Source organism: Actinophytocola xanthii, from assembly GCF_001921205.1.
GTDB classification, from domain to species: Bacteria; Actinomycetota; Actinomycetes; order Mycobacteriales; family Pseudonocardiaceae; genus Actinophytocola; species Actinophytocola xanthii.
In genome coordinates, this window is the sequence record NZ_MSIE01000001.1 from 185634 (window position 1) to 209864 (window position 24231).

The window sequence follows — 24231 nt, forward strand, 5'->3', positions numbered from 1 at the left end:
CGCCCGCCGATGCGCGGGTGCTCAGACGGCGTGCAGGTTGCCGTCCGCGCCGACGACGCAGGCGGCGCTGCCGCGGCCGGACGCCACGAACTCGGTGACGCAGCGACCGAGCTGGCCGTGGCCGCGGGCGTTGGGGTGGAAGGACTCCTGGGCCATGTGGATGCCGATCGCGTCCAGCCCGCCGGTCACCCAGGCCCACGGGTCGACCGTCACCCGGTTCTGCCACTCGGTCGAGGGGTTGTTGTAGCCGCTGCACGCCTCGTGGCCCTCGGTGCCGCGGGAGAAGTCCAGGAACTTCACCCCGGTGCGGGTGGCGACACCGCGCAGGACCTCGGACAGCTGGGGCACGGCAACGGTGCGCCCGTACCGGGCGTCACCGATCTTGAACGGGCAGCCCTGCGGGCCGTGCAGCACCTCGTCCATCCGCTCGGTCAGCGGCGAGGCGTACGAGGTGAGGACGAGGTTGTAGCTCCCGGCGGCGTACCCGGCCTGGGTCATCGCGGACCGGACGTCGTTGACCGCGGTCTCCACCTTCGGGGCCATGGCGGCCAGCCGGCGCGGCCACTCGGTCTGCAGGCGCGAGCGGCAGCCGGAGCCGAACGGGTTGAACCAGGCCTCGATGCAGTCGAGCATCGTGTCGGCGAACGCGGGGTCGTCGTTCGCGCCGACCTGGACCAGGACCGTCGTGACCCGGTACTGGCGGGCGACGTCGATCAGCCGCCGGGCCTGGGAGCCCTCGGTGTAGTGGGTGGTGTCGGCGAGCGAGACGTTCGCGGAGTCGGCGCCGGAGCAGGCGAGGTTGATCGTGCGGTCGGCCACCGCGGTCCGGTGGACCAGCGCGTTGGCCGAGCGGTGGCACCAGTTCCCGTTCTCGCCGCGAGTGCCGGGCTCGTAGTTGCCGGCGCCCTCCCCGGAGATCGCGCTGTCGCCCAGGGAGACGATGGCCGTCGGGCGCTCGTCCCGCTGGGCGCCCTCCTGCGCGCTCGCCCCCGGGGCGACGAGCAGGGCCGCGGTCACCAGGGCCGCCGTTCCGACGCCGAAGATCCTCAACCCGCGCATGGCTTCTCCCCGAAACCGCGGCGTTACCGCCTGGTCAATGTTATGTCAGTCACCCTAACCAGGCGGTAACACACGGGGCTATAAGCCGAATGGCTCTCATATTCGCCGTTCGGCTCACATTACACGGTGGGCGTGTCGGCGACGCTCAGGCCAACGTGACCTGGTCGCCCTCCACCGTCACCGGCAACTCGGCCAGCGGCTTGGTCGCGGGACCCTTGACCGCGGCGCCGCTGGTGTCGAACTCGCTGCCGTGGCTCGGGCAGACCGAGATGCCGTTCTCCGGCGCCCGGACGATCGTGCCCTGGTGGGTGCAGGCGGCGTTGAACGCCTTCACCTCCTCGCCGTTGCGCACGAGCAGCGCCTTGCCACCGTCCTCGGTGTCGATGAGGAGGCCGCCCCCGTCGGGGATGTCGGCCAGCGGCGTCGAGGTGCTCGCGCCGCCGCTCGCCCCGCTCTGGGAGCTGCCCGAGCCGCCACCGGAGCCACCCGAGCTCCCGCCGGTGTTCCCCGAGTCATCACTCGAGCACGCCACGGCCAGCGCCCCGGGGGCGACGAGCGCGACAGCCAGGCCGCACAGCATGTCCCGGCGGGTGCGCGGGTGGCTCGGCTGGGTCGTGGTGGGTTCAACCGCAGTCACAACGGGCTCCTTGATCTTTCGGTCAGACAGGTACAAGGGGCCTAACGCACGCGCCGGAGAAACGGTTCAACAATGAACTACTTTCACAGCGTCTTGCCAGGCGCGGCCTCACAGGGCCAGGTGGAGGCGTAGCGCGGCGTCCAACCGGCCCATCACCTCGGCCGGGACCAGGCCGATCCGCCCGCGAACGCGGTTCGTCGAGATCGTCCGCACCTGCTCGGCCTGGGCCTTCGAGTCGGCGGCCAGACCGCACTCCGCCGCCCGCAGCAGTACCTGGAAGGGGTACACGCGTCCTACGTTCGAGGTGACCGGCACGACGGTGACCACGCCGCGGCCCGCGCGGCGCACGGCCCGGTTCGCCGCGTCGTTGGAGACCACCACCGCGGGCCTGGTCTTGTTGGCCTCCGCGCCCCGCGCTGGCTCGAGCTCGACCCAGTAGAGCTCGCCCCGCCTCACAGCCCGTCGCCGCTCGCCCGTTCCCAGGCGGCGGACTCCGCGCGGTCCCACTCGTCGAAGGCGCTGGCGTACTCCTCCTCCAGCTCGGCGGCCCGCAACAGCGCGATCGCGCGCTGGATGGCCGAGGAACGGGAGGGCTCGCCGGTACGGCGCACGTACTCGTCGACGAAGGCCACGTCCTCGGCGGGCAGGCTGACGCTGAGCTTCACACCGTCGATGCTACCGGCGGTACTACCACCGCGACTACCCGACCGACCGCTCCCCCACGGCCTCGCGGCGCACTCGGCGCAGCTCACGCATGGCCGTGATCGCGTGCTCGCCGTCCATCGCCTGGATGGCCACCAGCGGGACGTACTCGTCGTGGGGCAGCTCGAGCCGGGCCCAGGGGGAGCCGTCCGGGAAGCTCACCTGCTCGATGTCCGACCAGGCGAACCGGCGGGAACCGAGCATGTTGCGCACCTCGACGCCCTCGGCGTCCGCCCGCACCCGCGGCCGGGTGAACCAGAGGGCACCGGCCGCGAGGAACAGCCCGATCCCGATCATCGCCACCTGGTCGGACAGCCGGAAGTAGGCGCCGGTGTACTCGCGCAGCATCAGCAGGCCCGCCACGGTGAAGGCCGACAGCAGGACCACCGCCGCGATCCCGGCGATCACCCGCACCCGGCGCGGGCGCACCACGAAGCTCACTTGAACCCCCGATCGGTCCACGGCTGGCGCAGGCCGCGTACCACCATCGCCGTGTCCAGCGCCGCCACGCACGCCTCGAAACCCTTGTCCTCGGTCGACTCCGGCAGCCCGCAGCGGTCCAGGGCCTGCTCCTCGGTGTCGACCGTCAGCACGCCGTTGCCGACCGGCGTCGACTCGTCCAGCGAGACCCGGGTGAGCCCGGCGGTCACCGCGTCGCAGACGTACTCGAAGTGCGGGGTGCCGCCACGGATCACCACCCCGAGCGCGACGACCGCCTCGTGGTTGCGGGCCAGCGCCTGGCACACCACCGGCAGCTCGACCGCACCCGGCACCCGGACCACGGTCGGCTCGTTGATACCGGCCCGCTCGGCGGCGAGCAGCGCGCGCCGCAGCAACGTGTCGGTGATCTTCTCGTGCCACCGCGTCGCGGCGATCGCGAGCCGGATCCCCGCACAGTCGGGAACCGACAACTCAGGCCGTCCAACACCACTCACTGGGCCGCCTCCCCGCGATCGAAAGTGTTGGTCACAGGCGGCCTTCCAGCACGTCGAGGTCCAGGTCGCCCAGCTCGTGGCCCATGCGGTCCCGCTTGGTGCGCAGGTAGTGGAGATTCTCGGAGTTGGGGCGGATCGGCAGTGCCACGCGGTCGACGATGGCGAGACCGTAGCCGTCCAGGCCCACGCGCTTGGCGGGGTTGTTGGTCAGCAGGCGCATGGACCTGACGCCGAGGTCGTAGAGGATCTGGGCGCCCTGGCCGTAGTCGCGGGCGTCGGCGGGGACGCCGAGAGCGAGGTTGGCGTCGACGGTGTCGGCCCCGTCGTCCTGCAGCTGGTAGGCCTGCAGCTTGTGCATCAGGCCGATGCCGCGGCCCTCGTGGCCGCGCATGTAGAGCACGACGCCGCGGCCCTCGGCGGCCACCGCGGCGAGGGCGGCGTCGAGCTGCGGGCCGCAGTCACAGCGCAGCGAGCCGAACACGTCCCCGGTGAGGCACTCGGAGTGCACGCGGACCAGCACGTTCTCCCCGTCCCCGATGTCGCCGTAGACCAGGGCGATGTGCTCGATGCCGTCGAGGGTGGAGTCGTACCCGACGGCGCGGAAGGTGCCGTGCGCTGTCGGGATGCGTGCCTCGGCGACCCGCACGACCTGCACCTCGTGCCGGCGGCGGTAGTCGATGAGGTCGGCGATGGAGATGATGGCGAGGTCGTGCTCCGCGGCGAACACCTCGAGCTCGTCGCGGCGGGCCATGTCGCCCTCGTCCTTCTGGGACACGATCTCGCACAGCACGCCGGCCGGGCGCAGGCCCGCCATCACGGCCAGGTCGACCGCGGCCTCGGTGTGGCCGGGCCGGCGGAGCACGCCGCCCTCCTTGGCACGCAGCGGCACGACGTGGCCGGGCCGGGTGAAGTCCTCGGCCGCGGACTTCTCGTCGGCGAGCATCCGGATCGTATGGGCGCGGTCGGCGGCGGAGATGCCGGTGGACACGCCCTCCTTGGCGTCGACGGTCACCGTGTACGCCGTTCCGCGCACGTCCTGGTTGGTGTGGAACATCGGCGGCAGGTCGAGCCGGTCGCAGTCGGCCTCGGGCAGCGGGACGCAGATGTAGCCGGAGGTGTAGCGAACCATGAACGCCAACAGTTCGGGCGTCGCCTTCTCCGCGGCGAAGATCAGGTCGCCCTCGTTCTCGCGGTCCTCGTCGTCGACCACGATGACCGGTCGCCCGGCGCGGATGTCGGCCACGGCCCGCTCGACGCCCTGGAGGTTGTTCCCCGTACCACTCACGGTGTCGTCACTCATGGGTCTCCCCCTCGCTGCTGAGCCCATTGTGCTCCGCCGGGACGCGGGCTCCGGACAAGTGTGGTGCGGCCAACCTCTCCACGTACTTGGCGACCACGTCCACCTCGAGGTTGACCCGGTCACCGGGCTGTCTGGACCCCAGGGTGGTGGCTCGGAGCGTCTCCGGGATCAGGCTGACCGAGAACTCGCTGCCCGCGGGACCGCCGTCGGTCACCTCGCCGTCGGTCACCTCGACGACGGTCAGCGAGACCCCGTCGACCGTGATCGAGCCCTTCTCGACGAGGTAGCGGGCGAGGCCGCGCGGCAGGCCGATGCGAACCAGGTCCCAGTGCTGCGACGGCGAGCGGCTCAGCACCACGCCCGTGCCGTCGACGTGCCCCTGCACGATGTGGCCGCCGAACCGCTTGCCCACCTCGGCGGCGCGCTCCAGGTTCACCTCGTCGGCGACGGCGACCTTGTCCAGGCTCGAGCGGACGAGCGTCTCGCGCATGACGTCGGCGGTGAACGCGCCGTCGGCGACCTCGATGACGGTCAGGCACACGCCGTTGACCGCGATCGAGTCGCCGACCCCGGCGTCGCTGGTGACCAGCGGACCGGCGACGGTGATCCGCGCCGCGTCCGGGAGGTCCCGCACGTCCACCACCCGGCCGCGCTCCTCGACGATCCCGGTGAACACCTAGCTCTCCTCCCGCCCGGCCCCCGCCGTGTCCGCCATCGCCCGCAGCTGCCGCACCGCCTCGGCCGGGTCGTCCGCGCCGTAGACGGCCGAACCGGCGACGAAACAGTCGACACCGGCCTGCGCGGCCCGCTCGATCGTCTCCGCGTTGATCCCGCCGTCGATCTCCACCAGCACCGACAGCTCCCCGGCCGCGACCAGGCGTTTCGCCGCCCGGACCTTGTCCAGCACGTCCGGGATGAACTCCTGCCCGCCGAAACCCGGCTCGACCGACATCACGAGCAACGTGTCGAAGTGGGCCAGCAATTCCACATAGGGCTCGAGGGGGGTCCCCGGCTTGATCGACAGGCCGGCCCTGGCCCCCGCGGCCCGGATGTCCTTGGCGATCTTCGACGGGTCGCCGGCCGCCTCGACGTGGACCGTCACGTTGTGCGCCCCCGCCTCGGCGTAGCCCACCGCCCAGCGGTCCGGGTCCTCGATCATCAGGTGGCAGTCGACGGGGATGTCGGTGTTGCTCAACAGCGCCTGCACCACCGGGAGGCCGATGGTGAGGTTGGGTACGAAGTGGCCGTCCATCACGTCGACGTGCAGCCAGTCCGCGCCCCGCACGGCGGCGGTCTCCTCGGCCAGGCGGGCGAAGTCCGCGGCGAGGATGCTGGGCGCGATCATGGGTTTCGCTGGCACCTGCCGAGCATATTGGCTCGGCCTCGGCGACGTGTTTCGTGACGTGCTCACTTGGCGCCTCAGCGGTACCGGTCGAAGGCGGCCACGATCTCGTCCCGACCGGCATCCGAGGCCAGCAGGAGCTGGAGCAGGATCCTGGCCTTGGCCGGGTCGAGGAAGCCGGACTGGATGAGGCCGCGGTCGAGCAGGTCGCGCTCGGAGCCGGGGTAGCCGTAGGTCTGGCGCAGCACCGCGCCGGCGCCGGTCCGGCTGGACAACACCACGGGGACCCTGGCGGCGTGCTCGGCAACCAGCGGCACCATCCCGGCCGGCACGTGGCCCGCGCCCAGACCGGCGACGACCAGGCCGTGGAAGGCGTCACCGGCCCGGCGCAGCAGCTCACCGTCGTCGCCGAGGGCGACGGTGACCAGGCCGACCCGCACGTCGACCAGCCGGGCGCCGACCTTGTCGTCGACCGGGACGACGAGCCCGGTCCTGGCGACGCCGCGGATGCGGGGGTCGCCCTCCACGACGAGGCCGAGCGGCCCGAAGGCCGGCGAGACGAACGCGGCGGTGCTCGAGGTGTGGCTCTTGCGGACGAACCGGGCGCCGTGGATCTCGTCGGACATGACGACGAGCGCGCCGAGGCCGCGGGCGGCGGGCGCGGTGGCGACCCGCACCGCGGCGTAGAGGTTGGCCGGGCCGTCCGCGCCTGGCGCGTGCGGGTGGCGCATGGCGCCGGTGACCACGACCGGCACCTCGTCCGGCAGGGTCAGGTCGAGGAAGAACGCGGTCTCCTCGATGGTGTCGGTGCCGTGGGTGATCACGACCCCCACGGCGCCGTCGGCGATCTCGGCCCGGACCCGCTCGGCGAGCGCGACGAGGTCGGCGAAGCCGAGCGAGGGACTGGGCAGCGACCGCAGCGTGGTGGCCCGGACCGGGACGTCCAGCGCCGCCAGCGCGGGTACCGAGGCGAGGAGGTCGTCGGCCCCGAGGGCGGGCACGATGCCGCCCGAGGCGCTCGGCGCCATGGCGATCGTGCCGCCCATGGAGATGACGGCGACATGCGACATCAGCGGCGGAGCAGGGCGCAGAACATCGCGTCGGTGCCGTGCCGGTGCGGCCAGAGCTGCACGTGCGGTCCCGCGCCGAGGTCGGGCATGGCCGGGAACGACTCCCGCGCGTCGAGCGTGGTCACGCCGGTGCGGCGCACGACGTCGGACACCACGCCGACGGTCTCGGCCAGGTGCGGCGAGCACACCACGTAGGCCACCACGCCACCGGGGCGGACCAGCTCGACGGCGCTCAGCAGTAGTTCGCGCTGCAGCCTGGTCAGCTCGCCGACGTCGGAGGGCTGGCGCCGCCAGCGCGACTCCGGGCGGCGGCGCAGCGAGCCGAGCCCGGTGCAGGGGGCGTCCACCAGCACCCGGTCGAACGTGCCCGGCGCGAGGCCCAGCGCGGCGGGCTGGCGCCCGTCGCCGGTGTGCAGGGTGATCGGCAGGCCCTCGGTCGCGCGCTCCACCAGCCGCGCGCGGTGCGGGGCCTTCTCGACCGCGTCCAGGCTGCCGCCCGAGATCGCGAGCAGCGCGGCGAGCAGGGCGGACTTGCCGCCGGGTCCCGAGCACAGGTCGAGCCACCGCTCGTCGGCGCCGGTGATCGGGGGCCGGGTCAGGGCGAGCGCGCAGAGCTGGCTGCCCTCGTCCTGCACCGAGGCCAGGCGCTCGCGCACCGGCTCCAGCCCGGCGGGGTCGCCGGCGCCGGCGGCGAGCCGCACCCCGTAGGGCGAGTAGGGCGCGACCTCCCCGCCGGTCATCGCGGCGAGCTCCTCCGCGGTGACCTCTCCTGGGCGTGCGACCAGGTGCACGGCCGGGCGCTCGTTGTTCGCCGCCAGGGCGGCCGCCAGTTCCTCGCCGGTGCTGCCGAGCGAGTCGGCGAACGCCCTGGCCACCCAGCGCGGGTGGGCGTTGCGCATGGACAGGTTGCCGATCGGGTCCTGGGCCGGGTCCGGCGCCAGGCGGTCCATCCAGGCTTCCTCGTCCAGCTCGGACACCTTGCGCAGCACGGCGTTGACGAACCCGGTCTGGCGCGAGCCCTGCTCGCCGCGCACCAGGTCCACGGTCGACGCCACGGCGGCGTGCGCGGGGATCCTCGTGCGCAGCAGCTGGTAGGTGCCAAGGCGGAGCACGTCCAGCAGCCCGGGCTCGACCTTGTTCAGCGGCCGGTCCAGGCAGGCGTCGAGGATCTCGTCGAGCAGTCCGATGCTGCGGCAGGCGCCGTAGGCCAGTTCGGTGGCGAGCGCGGCGTCCCGGCCGGTGATCCGCCGCTCGCGCAGCAGCTGCGGCAGCAGCAGGTTGGCATAGGCGTCGCGGACCCGCACCTCGCGCAGCGTGTCCAACGCGGCCTGGCGGGCGGGGTCCTCGACCGGGGGCCGGGAGGGGCCGGTGCGGCGCTTGGGCGGGTGCGGGCTCCTCGGTCGGGAGAACCGCTCCTGGCGCCGTCCTTGCTGTGTCACGTCAGCCGCTCCCCTGGCTCGACCCGGGCACCCCGTGCCCAGTCGGTCGCCGCCATCCGCTTCTTGCCCGGTGCCTGTACCTCGCCCAGCGCGACGGGGGTGGTGGCGGTGCCGACCAGAACGTCCCGCCGACGCACGAGCAGCTCGCCCGGTTTCACTGTCTCCTCCGCGGGCCCCGCCTGCTCTCCTGTGGTCCGCCGGACCGGACCCAGCTTGATCCGCTCGCCGCGGAACTCCGCCCAGGCGCCGGGGTCCGGGGTGACCGAGCGGACCAGGCGGTCGACCGCGACCGCCGGCGCGGTGAAGTCGACCCGGGCCTGCTCGGTGGTGACCTTGGGCGCGTAGCTCACGCCGTCGGCCGGCTGCTCGACCGCTCGCAGCGAGCCGTCCTCGATGCCGTCGAGCGTGGACAGCAGCAGACCGGCGCCGGCGTCGGCGAGCCTGCCGAGCAGCGCGCCGGCGGTGTCCTCCTCGCGGACGGGCTCGGTCAGCACGCCGTAGACCGGCCCGGCGTCCATCTCCTTGACGATGCGGAACGTGGACGCACCGGTGATCTCGTCGCCGTGGCGCACGGCCGCCTGCACCGGGGCGGCACCGCGCCAGGCGGGCAGGATCGAGAAGTGCAGGTTGACCCAGCCGTGCCGGGGGATCTCCAGCGCCGAACGCGGCAGCAGGGCACCGTAGGCCACCACCGGGCAGCAGTCCGGGGCGATCTCGCGCAGCCGCTCGAGGAAGGCGGGGTCACCGGCCTTGGCGGGGGTGAGCACCTCGATGCCGTGCTCGTCGGCCAGCGCGCCGACCGGGGACCGGACCAGGCGCCGCCCGCGACCCGCCGGCGCGTCCGGCCGGGTGACCACCGCGGCGACCTCGTGCCGGCCGGCGGCCAGCACCGCACGCAACGACGGGAGTGCGACCTCGGGGGTGCCAGCGAATACCAACCGCATCGTCAGACGGCACCGCCGAACAGCGAGTGCGGGTTCTGCTTGACCGTGGGCACCGCGCCCTCGAACCAGTCGGCCTGGCGGATCTCCCGCATCGCGGCCTTGCGGGTCTCGGCGTCCAGGCGGTCCAGGAACAGCACGCCGTCGAGGTGGTCGGTCTCGTGCTGCAGGCAGCGGGCGAGCAGGCCGGACCCCTCGACCTGCACCGGCTCGCCGTGCATGTTCCAGCCGCGGGCGACGACGTTCTTGGCGCGGACGCAGTCCCAGTAGAGGCCGGGGATGCTCAGGCAGCCCTCCTCGCCGTTCTGGGTCTCCTCGTCGGTGGCGACCCAGGTCGGGTTCACCAGGTGCCCGGCGGCGCCGTCGCAGTGGTAGGTGAACACGCGCAGGCCGACCCCGAGCTGCGGCGCGGCGAGACCGGCGCCACTCTGGGACTCCATGGTGTCCCAGAGGTCCTTGACCAGGTTCTGCAGCTCCTTGTCGAAGTCCACGACCTCCACGGCCGGGGTGCGCAGCACCGGATCGCCGAAGAGGCGGATGGGCTGGACGGTCACTGTTCTCCCCACGGCGGTTTCGGACTGGACCGTTCCCAGTCTATGCAGAGTCGCATAGTGCTCCGGTGAGCATGGCCGGCACCGGCTAGATCAACTCGAGTGGGTCGAGCCGGACGCGGATGGGGTCGGGCTCCTTGCGGGCCGTGCGCACGTGTTGGGCGGTGGCCAGGGCCGCGGCGAGCGCCCTGCCCTCGGCACGGCTGGTGCGCACCAGGGCGCGCTCCCGGTCCTCCGGCCCGAGCGGGACCGGGCCGAGGACCTCCCCCGTCGGGGGGAGCTCGAGCTCCTCCAGGAACACGGCCAGTGCCTTGGCCGGCCCGTCGACGGCGGCCATCCGCACCGCGGGCGGGAAGCCGAGCTCGGTCCGCGCGTCCAGCTCCTGACGGGCGTGCCAGACCGGGTCCCAGCGGACCAGCGCCTGCACCGGTGCCAGGACGGACTCGGCCATCACGACCACCCGACCGCCCTCGCGGTGCGACCGGACCAGCGCCGCGGCGAGCATCCAGCGTCGCAGCGCCTCCTCCCCGGCCCGCAGGTCCGCGCGACCGAGCAGGGCCCAGCCGTCGAGCAGCAGCGCCGCCCCGTACCCCTCCTCGGGCACCGGCTCGGCACCCGGTGTCGCCACGACCAGCGCCGGCCGGTTCGGGACGGTGGCGAGCACCTCGGTGGCGCCCGAGCCCACCACCGGCACCTCGGCGAACGCACGGCCCAGCTCCTCGGCCGTCCGCCGGGCGCCGACGACGATCGCGCGCAGCCGGCGCGACCCGCAGGTGCCGCAGCGGAACGCGGTGTCCGGCACGCCGCACCACCGGCAGGTCGGCGCGCTCGGGCCCTCGCCCGCCGGGCCGCTGTCCGGGCGGGCGGCCGGCAGTCCCAGCGGGCCCGCGCAGCGGCGGCAGCGGGCCGGGGCCCGGCAGTGCTGGCACGCGAGCGCGGGCACGTACCCGCCCCTGGGCACCTGGACCAGGACCGGCCGGCCTGCCTGCAAGGCCGTCCGCGCCGCGTCGAAGGCGACCGAGGGGATGCGGGCCGCTCGGGCCGCGGGATCCCGGGCGAGCTGCACGTCGCTCTCCCCGAGCGCGACAACGCGGGGGGCGGCGGCCCGCAGCTCCTCGCGGGACCCGACGATCTCCGGCGCCCAGCCGGTGTCCACCAGCAGCTGGGCCTCGGCGGTCCGCGCGAACCCGGCGACGACGACCGACGCCCCCGCCGCATGCGCGCGCTGGACCAGCACGTCCCGCACGTGCGGGTAGGGCGAGTGCGGATCGGCGTGCAGGTCGTCGCCGTCGTCCCAGACCACGAACAGCCCGGGCCGGCGCACGGGCGCGAACACGCTCGCCCGGGTGCCGACAACGATCCGCGCGGTACCGCGCAGCACCGACAGCCACCGCCGGTAGCGCTTGGCCGGCCCCGCGTCGGCCGAGAGCGCGACGACCGCCTCCTCACCGGCGAGCGCGACACACGCGGCATGCAGGCGGGCCACGTCGCGGTAGTCCGGCACGACCAACACCGCGCCGCGTTCACCCGCGGCCGCCGTGACCGCCAGCTCGGCCAGCCGCGCCGGCCAGTCCTCGCCGGGCAGCGCCTGCCACACCGCATGCGCCTGCCGCCCCGCCCGCACCGCGTCGAGGAACGCCGGTCCCCGCGGATAGCGGTGCCATCCCTGGACCGGCGGCGCGGCGGGCACCGGCGAGGGACCCGCGGGCGGCTCGGACTCCACCTTGGCGTGCCGGGGCGGGATCGCGAGCCGCAACACGTCGATCATGGCTCCCGCGTACCGGTCGGCCACCGAGCGCGCGAGCGCGGCGATCTCCGGGGAGAGCACGGGCTCGGGCGAGACGACCCTGGTCAAGTAGCCGAGCCGGCCGCCGAAGTCCGACTCGGCGGCCCGGGACAGAAGGAACCCGTCTACCTGCTGGCCGGCGAAGCGCACCCGCACCCGGCAGCCGGGAACGGCGGTGGCCGCGGCGGTGGCCGGAACGAGGTAGTCGAACGGGCGGTCGAGGTGGGCCAGCGGCACGTCGACGACCACCCTGGCGACGGGCAGGTCGGCCGCGGGAGTTTGCTCGCCCTTGCGCGCGCCGGTCACGGGTCGGGACGGTGCCACGCGGCAGCTAGCGGCGGTAGTAGGCGGTGTACATGGCGGCGAGCTCCGCACGCTGGCCCACCGCGGACTCCTCGCGGATGGTCCGGTTCAGCCCGGCCGGGAAGCCGTGCTTCACCAGCCGCCGCTCGCACGCGTCCTCCATGAAGGACAGGGAGAAGTACATCGTCAGCAGGTAGCCGAGCAGCAGCATCGACACCCGCAGGCTCGCCGGGCCCGGCACCAGCAGCACCAGCAGCCACACGGAGGCCATCACCTGCACCCGGGCGAGATGCCGGAACACCCACGTCCGGCAGGTCAGGTCGTAGAGCACCCACTGCTGGTACGCGGTCGGCAGGGTTCCGCCGACCGCGTACCACAACCAGAGAAGGGGGCCCGGACGCACCCACTTATCCTAGGCGCCGGCCAGCGCCTTGAGGGACTCGGCCCGGTCGGTGCGCTCCCACGGCAGGTCCAGCTCCGGACGGCCGAAGTGGCCGTAGGCGGCGGTCTGCGCGTAGATCGGGCGGAGCAGGTCGAGGTCCCGGATGATCGCGGCCGGGCGCAGGTCGAAGACCTGGGTGATCGCCTGCTGGATCTTGGTGGGGTCGACGGTCTCGGTGCCGAAGGTCTCGACGAACAGGCCGACCGGGGCCGCCTTGCCGATCGCGTAGGCCACCTGGACCTCGATGCGGGTGGCGAGGCCGGCGGCGACCGCGTTCTTGGCGACCCACCGCATGGCGTACGCCGCGGAGCGGTCCACCTTCGACGGGTCCTTGCCGGAGAAGGCGCCACCGCCGTGGCGGGCCATGCCGCCGTAGGTGTCGACGATGATCTTCCGGCCGGTCAGGCCGGCGTCGCCCATGGGGCCGCCGATGACGAACCGGCCGGTCGGGTTGACCAGCAGGCGCACGTTCTCCGTGTCGAGCTCCAGCTCGTCGATCTCGGGCTGCACGACCTGCTCGAGCACGTCGACGGTCAGCAGCTTCTGCAGGTCGACCCCGTCGGCGTGCTGGGAGGACACGACCACGGTGTCGAGCCGGACGGCCTGGTCACCGGCGTACTCGATGGTGACCTGGGTCTTGCCGTCGGGTCGCAGGTAGGGCAGCTTGCCGGTCTTGCGGACCTCGGTCAGCCGCTTGGACAGCCGGTGGGCCAGCGCGATCGGCAGCGGCATCAGCTCGGGGGTGTCGGTGCAGGCGTAGCCGAACATGAGGCCCTGATCGCCGGCGCCCTGCTTGGCGATCTCGTCCTCCTCGTTCTCCACCCGCTGCTCGTAGGCCTCGTCGACGCCCTGGGCGATGTCGGGCGACTGCGCGCCGATCGCGACGTTCACGCCGCAGGAGTTGCCGTCGAAGCCCTTGGCCGACGAGTCGTAGCCGATCTTCAGGATCGTGTCGCGAACCAGGGCCGGGATGTCGGCGTAGGCCTCGGTCGTCACCTCGCCGGCGACGTGCACCTGGCCGGTGGTGACCATGGTCTCCACGGCGACCCGGGACCGGGGGTCCTTGGCCAGCATCGCGTCCAGGATCGAGTCGCTGATCGCGTCACAGATCTTGTCCGGGTGCCCCTCGGTCACCGACTCGCTGGTGAACAGCCTGCTCGCGGACTCAGTCACGTCATACCTACCCAATTGCTCGCGTGTTTGTTGCGTTAGAGCGTATCGATGAGACTCGAGAACGAGTCACGCCTCGATGAACGCCACCACCGCGTCCCATATATCGGACGCCATGTACGACTTGCTACCCAGCTCGACAGCCCGTTCCGAACCGTCGGCAGATAGTAGCCAGCCCGCGTTGTCCTCCGTCTCGAAGGCCTTGCCCTCGCCGACGGCGTTCACCACGAGCAGGTCGCAGCCCTTGCGCTTGAGCTTGGCCCTGGCGTGCTCGAGCACGTCCCCCGAGTCGTCGCCGGTCTCGGCGGCGAAGCCCACGATCACCTGACCCTCGGCCCGGGCCTCGACCAGCTCGGCCAGGATGTCGGGGTTGCGGGTGAGCGCGATCGGGCGTGGGTCGTGGTCGGTCTTCTTGATCTTGTACTCGGCCCGTTCGGTCGGCCGGAAGTCGGCCACGGCGGCGGCCATCACCAGGATGTCGGCACCCTTCGCCGCCTCGTGCATCGCGCTCCGCAGCTCCTCGGCCGTGCCGGCCCTGACCAGCTCGGCGCCCGCGACCTCCGGCAGCGCGACCGTCGCCGCGGAGACCAACGTCACGGTGGCGCCGCGCTGCACGGCCGTGCGGGCGAGCGCGTACCCCTGCTTGCCCGACGAGCGGTTGCCGAGGTAGCGGACCGGATCCAGCGGTTCGCGAGTGCCGCCGGCGGAGACGACCACGCGCCTGCCCTCGAGGTCGCGGGGCAGGGCGTCCGGGCGGCGCAGCAGGAGCCGGGCGAGGTCGACGATCTCACCCGGATCGGGCAGCCGGCCCTTGCCGGTGTCGGCCCCGGTGAGCCGCCCGCTGGCGGGCTCGGCGACGACCACGCCGCGCCGGCGCAGCGTCGCCACGTTGTCCCTGGTCGCCGCGTGCTCCCACATCTCGGTGTGCATGGCGGGCACCATCAACACCGGGCAGCGCGCGGTCAGCAGGGTGTTCGTGAGCAGGTCGTCGGCCAACCCGTTGGCGGCCTTCGCCAGCACGTTCGCTGTGGCCGGAACGACCAGGACGAGGTCGGCCTCCTGCCCCAGGCGCACGTGCGGAACCTCGGGGACGTCGGCGAAGACCCCGGTCCGCACGGGGTTGCCGGACAGGGCCTCGAAGGTGGCCGCGCCGACGAACCGCAGCGCTGCCTCGGTGGGGACCACCCGGACCTCGTGTCCGGACTCGGTCAGGCGGCGTAGGACCTCGCACGCCTTGTACGCCGCGATGCCGCCACCCACGCCGAGCACGACGCGGGGCGGGTGATCAGCGGGCGCGGTCAGCTGGTCACTCGCCCTCGGTGTGCTCGAGCAGTCCGGCGTGGATCTCGCGCAGCGCGATGGACAGCGGCTTCTCCCGCGGTCCCGGCTCGACGAGCGGGCCGACGTACTCGAGCAGACCCTCGCCGAGCTGCGCGTAGTAGTCGTTGATCTGGCGGGCGCGCTTGGCCGCGTAGATCACGAGGGCGTACTTCGAGCTGACCTTGTCGAGCAGGTCGTCGATCGGGGGGTTGGTGATGCCTTCGAGCTGCGGGCTCGTCGGGTCACCCAGTGCGCCCAACTCGGTGGGGGTGATCACTCGTACGTCTCCAGCTGGTCAGAAGATTTGTCAAGTACCAAGGTTAGCAACTCCTCGGCGGCGCTCCGCACGTCGGTGTTCACCACCACGGCGTCGAACTCGTCCTGGGCCGCGAGCTCCTCCTTGGCGGTGCGCAGCCGGCGCTCGACGATCTCCGGTGACTCGGTGCCCCGACCGACGAGGCGCTCGACCAGCGCCTCCCAGCTCGGGGGACACAGGAAGACGAGAAACGCTTCCGGCATCGCGCGGCGCAGCTCGCGGGCTCCCTGCAGGTCGACCTCGACCAGCGCCGGCAGACCGGCGGCCAGGCGTTCCTCGATCGGCGCGTGCGGCGTGCCCGACCGGTGCGTCCCCCGGTGGATCTCCGCCCACTCCAGCAGCTCGCCGCCGGCGACCATCCGGTCGAACTCGGCGGCGCTGACGAACCGGTAGTCCACCCCGTCCAGCTCGCCCGGGCGCTGGGCGCGGGTGGTCGCCGAGACGCTGAACCACAGGTCCGGGTACATGGCGCGGAGCTCCCGCACGACACTGCTCTTGCCGACGCCGGAGGGGCCGGCCAAAACAATCAGCCGGCCCCTCCGGGTGTCGCCGCGCGAAAAACTCACTCGCCGCTGAACTCGGTGAGCAGCGCCTTGCGCTGGCGCTCGCCAAGACCGCGCAGCCGGCGGCTCGGGGCGATCTCCAGGCGCTCGATGATCTGCTGGGCACGCACCTTGCCGACGCCCGGCAGGGCCTCGAGCAGAGCGGTGACCTTCATCTTGCCGAGGACCTCGTCTTTGTCAGCTTGGGCGAGCACGTCCTTGAGGGTGGTGCCGCCTCGCTTCAGGCGCTCCTTGAGCTCAGCTCGGGCGCGACGAGCGGCAGCCGCCTTCTCCAGCGCTGCGGCCCGCTGCTCCTCGGTCAGCTGGGGAAGGGCCACGATTTCCTCCGGGGGGTGGGGTGTCTGTGGATCGGTGCCGCGACGTTACCGAGGTCGGAGCGGTCACGACAACGCGGGTCCACCTTAGTGCGCACCGTAGTGCTCCTCGAAGCATAGTTGCACTCTGTGTAACTTCCAATGCCCAATGTCGAGGACGACCAGGGGAAATCGGGGTCGTCTGGGTGATTCCCACTACGGCGCGTGGGCGAATCGGTTCGACACTCGCATACAGAAAATGGCGAAATTCAGATTGGACAAAGCGATAAGAGTGCCATTCTCGCCGCCCGTTCGGCGACAGTGATGAGCGCGAGTGAAGATGCGAGCCCTATTCGCGCCGACGAGCGCACCACAACGACCGTCCGGCGATTCGGGATGGCGGAGTAACCGCAGCTAGAGCAGCAGCGAGTCGCGGACGGTCAGCGCGGCGTCGCGCAACGTGCGCATGTCCGGCCCGCGCCGCAGGACGTCGCGCGACGACGAGGGCAACACGTTGACCAGGGCGGACCCGAAGACGGTGCGCAGCTGCGCGACCGTGGCCCCCTGAGCGCCGAGACCCGGCGCGAGGATGGGTCCGTTGAGGCGACTGAGATCCAGCCCTGAGCCACCCTCGAGGCTTGCACCCGAGCCATCCACCGAGCCGCTGGCCGGCTTCCCCGGCACCCCACCGACCGTGGCGCCGACCACCAGGCCCACGTCGCCGAGCGGCCGGGCGCCGGCGTTGCGCGCCGCCGCCTCGTCGACCACCGCCTGCGCCACCGACCTGCCGCCGGCCACCGCGCGCTGCACCGATGCGCCCTCGGCGTTCGAGGTGAGCGCCAGCACGAACACGCCGCGCCCGGTGCCGGCCGCCAGCTCCAGGGCCGGCTCCAGCGCCCCGAAGCCGAGATAGGGCGACAGCGTCACCGCGTCGGCCGCGAGCGGTGAGTCGTCGGACAGGTAGGCCGTGGCGTAGGCGGCCATCGTCGAGCCGATGTCGCCCCGTTTGACGTCCAGCAGCACCAACGCGCCCGCCGGCCGCGCCTCGGCGAGCACCCGCTCGAGCACCGCGACCCCGGCCGAGCCGAACGCCTCGAAGAACGCCGACTGCGGCTTGAGCACCGCGACCTGCCCGGCCAGGGCCTCGACGCAGGTCAGCGCGAACCGCTCCAGCCCGCCGGCGGTCACCGGCAGGCCCCAGTCGGTGAGCAGCGAGGGGTGCGGGTCCACGCCGACGCACAGCGGGCCCCGCTCGGCGACCACCTGGGCCAGGCGGGCCCCGAACGAGGCCCGCCCCGCGCTCACCGGCTGCTCCGCAGAGCCGCCTGCAGGGCCTGCAGCGACTCCACCTCGATCTCCTGGGAGATCAACGCCTCGATCCCGTGCACGGCCGCCGCCGCGCCCTGGATCGTCGTCACGCAGGGGATGTCCCGGGAGACCGCCGCGGTGCGGATCTCGTAGCCGTCCACCCGGGGGCCGGGGTTGCCGTACGGGGTGTTGATCACCATGTCGACCCCGCCGGCCCGGATGATCTCGACGATGTTGGGCTGGTCGTCGAGCGGGGTCTCGAAGTGTTTGCGCACCTCGGTACACGGGATCCCGTTGCGCCGCAGCACCTCCGCGGTACCGGCGGTCGCCAGCACCTCGAAGCCGAGGTCGGCCAGCCGCTTCACCGGGAACACCATCGCCCGCTTGTCCCGGTTGGCCACCGAGACGAAGACCCGGCCGGAGGTGGGCAACGAGCCGTAGGAGGCCGTCTGGGACTTGGCGAACGCCTTGCCGAACGACGCGTCGATGCCCATCACCTCGCCGGTCGACTTCATCTCGGGGCCGAGCAGCGAGTCCACGCCGTGCCCCTCCGGCGTGCGGAACCGGTGGAACGGCAGCACCGCCTCCTTGACGGCGACCGGCGAGGTCGCCGGCAGCTCGCCGCCGTCGCCCTTGGCCGGCAGCAGGCCCTCGGCGCGCAGTTCGGCGATCGTCGCGCCGAGCATGATCCGCGCCGCCGCCTTGGCCAGCGGTACCGCTGTCGCCTTGGACACGAACGGCACCGTCCGCGACGCCCGCGGGTTGGCCTCGAGCACGTAGAGCACGTCGTCCTTGAGCGCGTACTGGACGTTGAGCAGCCCGCGCACGCCGATGCCCTCGGCGATCGCCGCCGTCGAGCGGCGGATCACCGCGAGGTCGGTCCGGCCGAGCGTGATCGGCGGCAGCGCGCAGGAGGAGTCCCCGGAGTGCACCCCGGCCTCCTCGATGTGCTCCATCACGCCGCCGAGGAAGATCTCGTGCCCGTCGCACAGGGCGTCGACGTCGATCTCGATGGCGTCGTCGAGGAACCGGTCGACCAGCACCGGGTGCTCGGGGGTGATCTGGGTCGCCCTGGCGATGTAGCCGGCGAGCGAGGCCTCGTCGTAGACGATCTCCATACCCCGCCCGCCGAGCACGTAGGAGGGCCGCACCAGGACCGGGTAGCCGATCTCGTCGGCGATCCGCTTGGCCGCGGTGAACGAGGTCGCCATCCCGAACCGCGGTGCCGGCAGGCCGGCGTTGGCCAGCACCTCGCCGAACGCCCCGCGGTCCTCGGCCAGGTGGATGGCGTCGGCGGGGGTGCCCACGACCGGCACGCCGGCCTCGGTGAGCCGCCGGGCGAGGCCGAGCGGGGTCTGCCCGCCCAGCTGCACGATCACCCCGACTACCGTGCCCGACCCCCGCTCGGAGTGCACGACCTCGAGCACGTCCTCGAAGGTCAGCGGCTCGAAGTACAGGCGGTCGGAGGTGTCGTAGTCGGTGGAGACCGTCTCCGGGTTGCAGTTGACCATCACGGTCTCGAAGCCGGCCGCACGCAGGGCCATCGCGGCGTGCACGCAGGAGTAGTCGAACTCGATGCCCTGCCCGATCCGGTTCGGCCCGGAGCCCAGGATCAGCACCTTGGGCCGGTCGCGCTGCTCGGTCACCTCGGACTCGGCCTCGGGGTCGAGCTCGTAGGCGGAGTAGTGATACGGCGTGCGCGCGGCGAACTCGGCGGCACAGGTGTCGACGGTCTTGAACACCGGCCGCACGCCCAGGCGGTGGCGCAGCGTCCGCACCCCGTCCTCACCGGCCAGCTCGGGCCGCAGGGCGGCCACCTGCCGGTCGGAGAAGCCGGAGCGCTTGGCCCGCCGCAGCAGCGGCTCGTCGAGGACCGGCGCGGCGATCACCTCGGCGCGCAGCTCGACGAGCGAGGCGATCTGGTCGACGAACCAGGGGTCGATCCCGGACGCCGCGCTGACCTCGGCCACGCTCGCGCCCAGGCGCAGCGCGCGCTCGACGGTGTAGAGCCGGCCGTCGTGGGCCACCCGCAGCGCGTCGAGCAGGTCCTGCGCGGTGACCCCGGCGGGGTCCGGCGTGGTCCAGAACCCGGCGGCGCCGGTCTCCATCGAGCGCAGGGCCTTGCCGAGCGCCTCGACGAAGTTCCGGCCGAGCGACATGGCCTCGCCGACCGACTTCATCGTGGTGGTCAGCGTCGGGTCCGCGCCCGGGAACTTCTCGAAGGCGAACCGCGGCACCTTCACCACCACGTAGTCCAGCGTCGGCTCGAAGGACGCCGGGGTCTCGCCGGTGATGTCGTTGCGGATCTCGTCGAGGGTGTAGCCGATGGCGAGCTTCGCGGCGATCTTGGCGATGGGGAACCCGGTCGCCTTCGAGGCCAGCGCGGAGCTGCGGGAGACCCGCGGGTTCATCTCGATCACGACGAGCCGGCCGGTCTCCGGCTGCACGGCGAACTGGATGTTGCAGCCGCCGGTGTCGACACCGACCTCGCGCAGCACGTCGATGCCCACGTCACGCATGTGCTGGTACTCGCGGTCGGTCAGCGTCATCGCGGGGGCGACGGTCACCGAGTCGCCGGTGTGCACGCCCATCGGGTCGATGTTCTCGATCGAGCAGATGACCACGACGTTGTCGTTGCGGTCGCGCATCAGCTCGAGCTCGTACTCCTTCCAGCCGAGCACGCTCTCCTCGATCAGCACCTCGTGCACCGGGCTCTCCGCGAGCCCCGAGGACGCGAGCCGCTCGAGCTCCTCGGCGGTGTGCGCCATCCCGGAGCCGAGCCCGCCCATGGTGAACGAGGGGCGGATGACCACGGGCAGGCCCAGCCGTTCGACCGTAGCGCGCACCTCGTCCATCGAGTGGCAGACGGCGCTGCGCGGTGTCTCCGCGCCGACCGCGGCGCAGATGTCCTTGAACCGCTGCCGGTCCTCGCCGCGCTGGATCGCCTCGATGTCCGCGCCGATCAGCTCGACGCCGTACTTCTCCAGGATTCCGCGCTCGTGCAGGGCGACCGCGGTGTTCAGCGCGGTCTGCCCACCCAGGGTGGCCAGCAGCGCGTCCGGCCGCTCCTTGGCGATCACCTTCTCCACGAAGTCGACCGTGATCGGCTCGATGTAGGTCGCGTCGGCGAACTCGGGGTCGGTCATGATCGTCGCCGGGTTGGAGTTCACCAGGCTGACCCGCAGCCCCTCCTCGCGCAGCACCCGGCAGGCCTGGGTGCCGGAGTAGTCGAACTCGCAGGCCTGTCCGATGACGATCGGGCCCGAGCCGATCACCAGGACGTGGTCGATGTCATCCCGCCGTGGCATTCGGGTCCTCCATCAGACTGACGAACTCGTCGAACAGCGGGGCCGCGTCGTGTGGGCCGGCGGCCGCCTCGGGGTGGTACTGCACGGAGAACGCGGGCACCTCGAGCGCCCGCACGCCCTCGACGCAGCCGTCGTTGGGGCAGTAGTGGCTGATCTTCGCCGCGCCGAAGGGCGTGTCGAACCGCTCCCCCGGCTCGCCGTCGAGGGCGAAGCCGTGGTTCTGGGAGGTGATCGCGACCCGGCCGGTGTCGACGTCGATGACCGGGATGTTGATGCCGCGGTGGCCGTAGCGCAGCTTGTAGGTGCCGCGGCCCAGGGCGCGGCCCAGGATCTGGTGGCCGAAGCAGATGCCGAACAGCGGGATCCGGCGCTCGAGCACGTTCCTCGCGAGCTCGACCGGGCCGTCGGCGGTGGCCGGGTCGCCCGGACCGTTGGCCAGGAACACCCCGTCCGGCTCGACCGCGAGCACGTCGTCGATCGTGGCCGTGACCGGCAGGACGTGGGTCTCGATGCCCCGGGCCGCCATCATCCTCGGGGTGTTGGTCTTGATGCCCAGGTCCAGGGCGGCCACCCGGTACCGGCGCTCCCCCTGCGCGGGGAGCACGTAGCCCGCCTCGGTCGTGACCTGACCGGCGAGGTCGGCTCCGGCCATCCTCGGGCTCGCCAGGACCTGCTCGACCATGGCGTCGACGTCGGTCAGCGCGTCCCCGGAGAACACGCCGCCGCGCATGGCCCCGCGCTCGCGGATGTGCCTGGTGAGCGAGCGGGTGTCGACACCCGAGACGCCGACGACGCCCTGCTCGCCCAGCGCCTCGTCCAGCGTGCGGCGGGACCGCCAGCTGGAGGGCACCCGGGCCGGGTCGCGGACGACGTAGCCGGCGACCCAGATCCGCCGTGACTCGTCGTCCTCGTCGTTCCAGCCGGTGTTGCCGATCTGCGGGGCCGTGGCGACCACGATCTGGCGATGGTAGGACGGGTCGGTCAACGTCTCCTGGTAGCCGGTCATCCCGGTGCAGAAGACGACCTCGCCGAGCGTGGTGCCGGTGGCGCCGAACGCCTGCCCCCGGAACACCCGCCCGTCCTCGAGGACCAGTGCGGCGCCGGTCATGTCGCAACCTCTCCTTCGTACGCGGTGATCCGGCCGCGGAGCAGCGTCATGACGACCCGGCCCGGCAGCTCCATGCCCTCGTAGGGCGTGTTGTGGGCGATGCTGGCGAGCTCCGCGCCCCGCACCGTCCAGGTGGCCGAGGCATCGACCAGGGTCAGCGTCGCCGGCTCGCCGACCTCGATGGGCCGCCCCTGGTCGGCCAGTCCGCCGATCTCGGCGGGGCGCTCGCTCATCACCCGCGCGACCCCGCGCCAGTCCAGCAGGCCGGGCTGGACCATCGTGCTCACCACCACCGACAGCGCCGTCTGCAAGCCGAGCATTCCCGGACGTGCGCTGGCCCACTCGCAGTCCTTGTCCTGGGGCGCGTGCGGGGCGTGGTCGGTCGCCACGCAGTCGAGGACGCCCGCGGCCAGCGCCTCGCGCAGCGCGGCAGTGTCCGCGGCCGTGCGCAGCGGCGGGTTGACCTTGTTCACCGGGTCGTACCCGGCCAACCGGCCGTCGTCGAGCAGCAGGTGGTGCGGTGTGACCTCGGCCGAGACCCGGGTGCCCCGCTCCTTGGCCTGCCGCAGGATCTCGGCCGTGCCGGCTGTCGACACGTGGCAGACGTGCAGGCGAGCGCCGGTGTGGTGGGCGAGCAGGCAGTCCCGGGCGACGATCGACTCCTCGGCCACCGCCGGCCAGCCGGCGAGCCCGAGCCGGGCCGCGGCCTCGCCCTCGTGGGCCTGGGCGCCCACGGTGAGCCTCGGCTCCTCGGCGTGCTGGGCGACCACCGCGTCCAGGGCCGTCGAGTACTCCAGGGCGCGGCGCATGAGCAGCGGGTCGTGCACGCACCTGCCGTCGTCGGAGAAGACCCGCACCCGCGCCAGCGAGTTCGCCATCGTGCCCAGCTCGGCGAGCTTCTCCCCGGCCAGGCCGACGGTGACCGCGCCGACCGGGTGGACGTCGACCAGCCCGACCTCCCGGCCCCGGCGCCAGACGTGCTCGACGACGACCGCGTTGTCGGCGACCGGGTCGGTGTTGGCCATGGCGAAGACGGCGGTGTAGCCGCCGAGCGCGGCGGCGGCGGACCCGGTGGCGATCGTCTCGGTGTCCTCGCGACCAGGTTCGCGCAGGTGGGTGTGCAGGTCGACGAAGCCCGGCAGGACGACGGCCCCGGCCAGCTCGAGGACCCGGGCGTCGCCGTCGTCGACGTCGGCGCCGATCGCGGCGACCAGCCCGTCGCGGACCAGGATGTCGACCGGGTCGCCCTCCCCGTAGGGCCGCACCCCGCGCAGCAGCAGTGGCACCAGCGGTGTCACGCCATCTCCTCCTCGTGGGCGAGCAGGTGGTAGAGCACGGCCATGCGCACGTGCACGCCGTTGGCGACCTGCTCGGTGATCGCGGCGCGCGGCGAGTCGGCGACCGCGGAGGCGATCTCCATCCCGCGCAGCATGGGTCCCGGGTGCAGCACGACGGCGTGCTCGGGCAGCAGGCCGAGCCGGGCCTCGCTCAGGCCGTAGGCGATCGAGTACTCCCGCGCCGAGGGGAAGTAGCCGCCGTGCATACGCTCGGCCTGCACCCGCAGCATCATCACCGCGTCCACGGTGGGCAGCACGGCGTCCAACGAGTGCGAGACGGTCACCGGCCAGCGGTCGACGCCGGAGGGCAGCAGGGTCGGCGGCGCGACCAGGACCACCTCGGCGCCCAGGGCGGTCAGCAGGTGGACGTTGGAGCGGGCGACCCGGCTGTGCAGCACGTCGCCGACGATCGCCACCCGGCGGCCGTCGAGCGCACCCAGCCGCTCGCGCAGGGTCGCCGCGTCGAGCAGCGCCTGGGTCGGGTGCTCGTGCATGCCGTCGCCCGCGTTGACCACCGAGGTCCCGGCCTCGGTGAGCCAGCCGGCCAGGCGGTGCGCGGCGCCCGAGGCGGGGTGGCGGACGATGACGCAGTCCGCGCCGGCCGCGGCCAGCGTCAGGGCCGTGTCCCGCAGCGACTCGCCCTTGCCGACGCTGCTCCCGCTGGCGGAGACGTTGACCACGTCGGCGCTCATCCACTTGCCGGCGATCTCGAAGGAGACCCTGGTGCGGGTGGACGCCTCGTAGAAGACCGTGACGACGGTGCGCCCGCGCAGCGTGGGGAGCTTGCGCACCTCCCGGCCGAGCAGGGTGGCCTTGAGCTGGTCGGCGGTGTCGAGCACGGCGGTGGCGGTGGCCGCGTCCATCCCCTCGGTAGCAAGCAGGTGCCTCACTGAGCCGCCTCCCCGGATTTTTCCCCGTTGGTCCCCTTGGGCCGACAACCCCCGGCACAGGCACGTACTTGTGGCTGAGTTGCGTCACGTTCCCCTGAGGTGACGGTTGCG

At 72.7% G+C, this 24231-nt stretch carries 25 protein-coding genes; all 25 read right to left on the minus strand.

What is annotated here, in order from left to right; all coding sequences use genetic code 11:
- Positions 1–21 precede the first annotated feature (21 nt).
- Entirely contained in the window at positions 22–1059 is a 1038-nt protein-coding gene (locus BU204_RS00920) for a GDSL-type esterase/lipase family protein (RefSeq protein ID WP_075123552.1), read from the minus strand.
- Positions 1060–1204: 145 nt separating this feature from the next.
- Positions 1205–1696 carry a QcrA and Rieske domain-containing protein gene (locus BU204_RS00925; protein ID WP_233158997.1) on the minus strand — a complete coding sequence of 164 codons (492 nt, stop codon included), beginning with the start codon at positions 1694–1696 and terminating at the stop codon, positions 1205–1207.
- A gap of 108 nt (positions 1697–1804) precedes the next feature.
- Positions 1805–2152: a type II toxin-antitoxin system PemK/MazF family toxin gene (locus BU204_RS00930; RefSeq protein ID WP_075123553.1), complete on the minus strand. Its 348-nt coding sequence runs from the start codon at positions 2150–2152 to the stop codon at positions 1805–1807.
- On the minus strand, positions 2149–2361 hold the full coding sequence (locus tag BU204_RS00935) for a ribbon-helix-helix domain-containing protein (RefSeq protein WP_075123554.1): 213 nt from the start codon (positions 2359–2361) through the stop codon (positions 2149–2151). The genes BU204_RS00930 and BU204_RS00935 overlap by 4 nt, the downstream gene beginning before the upstream one ends.
- Before the next feature lie 34 nt (positions 2362–2395).
- Positions 2396–2839: a PH domain-containing protein gene (locus tag BU204_RS00940; RefSeq protein ID WP_233158998.1), complete on the minus strand. Its 444-nt coding sequence runs from the start codon at positions 2837–2839 to the stop codon at positions 2396–2398.
- Positions 2836–3333, minus strand: a complete 498-nt coding sequence (gene ribH / locus BU204_RS00945; protein ID WP_075123556.1) for a 6,7-dimethyl-8-ribityllumazine synthase — start codon at positions 3331–3333, stop codon at positions 2836–2838. Before ribH ends, BU204_RS00940 begins: the two co-directional genes overlap by 4 nt.
- Before the next feature lie 31 nt (positions 3334–3364).
- Positions 3365–4633, minus strand: a complete 1269-nt coding sequence (locus tag BU204_RS00950) for a bifunctional 3,4-dihydroxy-2-butanone-4-phosphate synthase/GTP cyclohydrolase II (protein ID WP_198942716.1) — start codon at positions 4631–4633, stop codon at positions 3365–3367.
- On the minus strand, positions 4626–5309 hold the full coding sequence (locus tag BU204_RS00955; protein WP_075123558.1) for a riboflavin synthase: 684 nt from the start codon (positions 5307–5309) through the stop codon (positions 4626–4628). Before BU204_RS00955 ends, BU204_RS00950 begins: the two co-directional genes overlap by 8 nt.
- On the minus strand, positions 5310–5978 hold the full coding sequence (gene rpe, locus BU204_RS00960) for a ribulose-phosphate 3-epimerase (RefSeq protein ID WP_075123559.1): 669 nt from the start codon (positions 5976–5978) through the stop codon (positions 5310–5312).
- Positions 5979–6052: 74 nt separating this feature from the next.
- Positions 6053–7045, minus strand: coding sequence for an asparaginase (locus tag BU204_RS00965; protein WP_075123560.1), 993 nt, complete (start codon positions 7043–7045; stop codon positions 6053–6055).
- The gene (locus BU204_RS00970; protein WP_075123561.1) at positions 7045–8484 is read right to left on the minus strand and encodes an RsmB/NOP family class I SAM-dependent RNA methyltransferase; all 1440 of its coding nucleotides are present in this window, start codon (positions 8482–8484) and stop codon (positions 7045–7047) included. Before BU204_RS00970 ends, BU204_RS00965 begins: the two co-directional genes overlap by 1 nt.
- Positions 8481–9428 carry a methionyl-tRNA formyltransferase gene (fmt, locus tag BU204_RS00975; protein WP_075123562.1) on the minus strand — a complete coding sequence of 316 codons (948 nt, stop codon included), beginning with the start codon at positions 9426–9428 and terminating at the stop codon, positions 8481–8483. Before fmt ends, BU204_RS00970 begins: the two co-directional genes overlap by 4 nt.
- 2 nt (positions 9429–9430) lie before the next feature.
- Complete coding sequence (gene def / locus BU204_RS00980) at positions 9431–9979, minus strand: peptide deformylase (protein ID WP_075123563.1); 549 nt, start codon at positions 9977–9979, stop codon at positions 9431–9433.
- Positions 9980–10064: 85 nt separating this feature from the next.
- Complete coding sequence (locus BU204_RS00985) at positions 10065–12137, minus strand: primosomal protein N' (protein WP_075123564.1); 2073 nt, start codon at positions 12135–12137, stop codon at positions 10065–10067.
- Complete coding sequence (locus BU204_RS00990; RefSeq protein WP_075123565.1) at positions 12094–12468, minus strand: DUF5313 family protein; 375 nt, start codon at positions 12466–12468, stop codon at positions 12094–12096. Before BU204_RS00990 ends, BU204_RS00985 begins: the two co-directional genes overlap by 44 nt.
- A gap of 9 nt (positions 12469–12477) precedes the next feature.
- Positions 12478–13680: a methionine adenosyltransferase gene (gene metK, locus BU204_RS00995; protein WP_075123566.1), complete on the minus strand. Its 1203-nt coding sequence runs from the start codon at positions 13678–13680 to the stop codon at positions 12478–12480.
- A 66-nt stretch (positions 13681–13746) separates the two neighbouring features.
- Positions 13747–14946 (minus strand): bifunctional phosphopantothenoylcysteine decarboxylase/phosphopantothenate--cysteine ligase CoaBC, encoded by a 1200-nt coding sequence (coaBC, locus tag BU204_RS01000; protein WP_198942717.1) that lies wholly within the window; start codon positions 14944–14946, stop codon positions 13747–13749.
- A 37-nt stretch (positions 14947–14983) separates the two neighbouring features.
- Positions 14984–15274, minus strand: a complete 291-nt coding sequence (gene rpoZ / locus BU204_RS01005) for a DNA-directed RNA polymerase subunit omega (protein ID WP_075123567.1) — start codon at positions 15272–15274, stop codon at positions 14984–14986.
- On the minus strand, positions 15271–15879 hold the full coding sequence (gmk, locus tag BU204_RS01010; protein ID WP_075123568.1) for a guanylate kinase: 609 nt from the start codon (positions 15877–15879) through the stop codon (positions 15271–15273). The genes rpoZ and gmk overlap by 4 nt, the downstream gene beginning before the upstream one ends.
- Positions 15876–16193 (minus strand): integration host factor, actinobacterial type, encoded by a 318-nt coding sequence (gene mihF / locus BU204_RS01015; protein ID WP_075123569.1) that lies wholly within the window; start codon positions 16191–16193, stop codon positions 15876–15878. The genes gmk and mihF overlap by 4 nt, the downstream gene beginning before the upstream one ends.
- 390 nt (positions 16194–16583) lie before the next feature.
- Positions 16584–17474, minus strand: a complete 891-nt coding sequence (gene pyrF / locus BU204_RS01020) for an orotidine-5'-phosphate decarboxylase (protein WP_075123570.1) — start codon at positions 17472–17474, stop codon at positions 16584–16586.
- Positions 17471–20785, minus strand: a complete 3315-nt coding sequence (carB, locus tag BU204_RS01025; RefSeq protein ID WP_075123571.1) for a carbamoyl-phosphate synthase large subunit — start codon at positions 20783–20785, stop codon at positions 17471–17473. The genes pyrF and carB overlap by 4 nt, the downstream gene beginning before the upstream one ends.
- On the minus strand, positions 20769–21893 hold the full coding sequence (gene carA, locus BU204_RS01030; RefSeq protein WP_075123572.1) for a glutamine-hydrolyzing carbamoyl-phosphate synthase small subunit: 1125 nt from the start codon (positions 21891–21893) through the stop codon (positions 20769–20771). The genes carB and carA overlap by 17 nt, the downstream gene beginning before the upstream one ends.
- A complete protein-coding gene (locus BU204_RS01035; RefSeq protein ID WP_083660915.1) occupies positions 21890–23182 on the minus strand; it encodes a dihydroorotase in 1293 nt (430 codons plus the stop codon). Before BU204_RS01035 ends, carA begins: the two co-directional genes overlap by 4 nt.
- Positions 23183–23187: 5 nt before the next feature.
- Positions 23188–24120, minus strand: coding sequence for an aspartate carbamoyltransferase catalytic subunit (locus BU204_RS01040; protein WP_075123573.1), 933 nt, complete (start codon positions 24118–24120; stop codon positions 23188–23190).
- Positions 24121–24231 lie beyond the last annotated feature (111 nt).

Excerpts from the sequence above, each read along its gene's own strand:
- carA (WP_075123572.1), bottom strand. The coding sequence starts at position 21,893 with ATGACCGGCGCCGCACTGGTCCTCGAGGACGGGCGGGTGTTCCGGGGG.
- BU204_RS00920 (WP_075123552.1), bottom strand. The coding sequence starts at position 1,059 with ATGCGCGGGTTGAGGATCTTCGGCGTCGGAACGGCGGCCCTGGTGACC.
- fmt (WP_075123562.1), bottom strand. The coding sequence starts at position 9,428 with ATGCGGTTGGTATTCGCTGGCACCCCCGAGGTCGCACTCCCGTCGTTG.
- rpe (WP_075123559.1), bottom strand. The coding sequence starts at position 5,978 with ATGATCGCGCCCAGCATCCTCGCCGCGGACTTCGCCCGCCTGGCCGAG.
- BU204_RS00950 (WP_198942716.1), bottom strand. The coding sequence starts at position 4,633 with ATGAGTGACGACACCGTGAGTGGTACGGGGAACAACCTCCAGGGCGTC.
- carB (WP_075123571.1), bottom strand. The coding sequence starts at position 20,785 with ATGCCACGGCGGGATGACATCGACCACGTCCTGGTGATCGGCTCGGGC.
- BU204_RS00965 (WP_075123560.1), bottom strand. The coding sequence starts at position 7,045 with ATGTCGCATGTCGCCGTCATCTCCATGGGCGGCACGATCGCCATGGCG.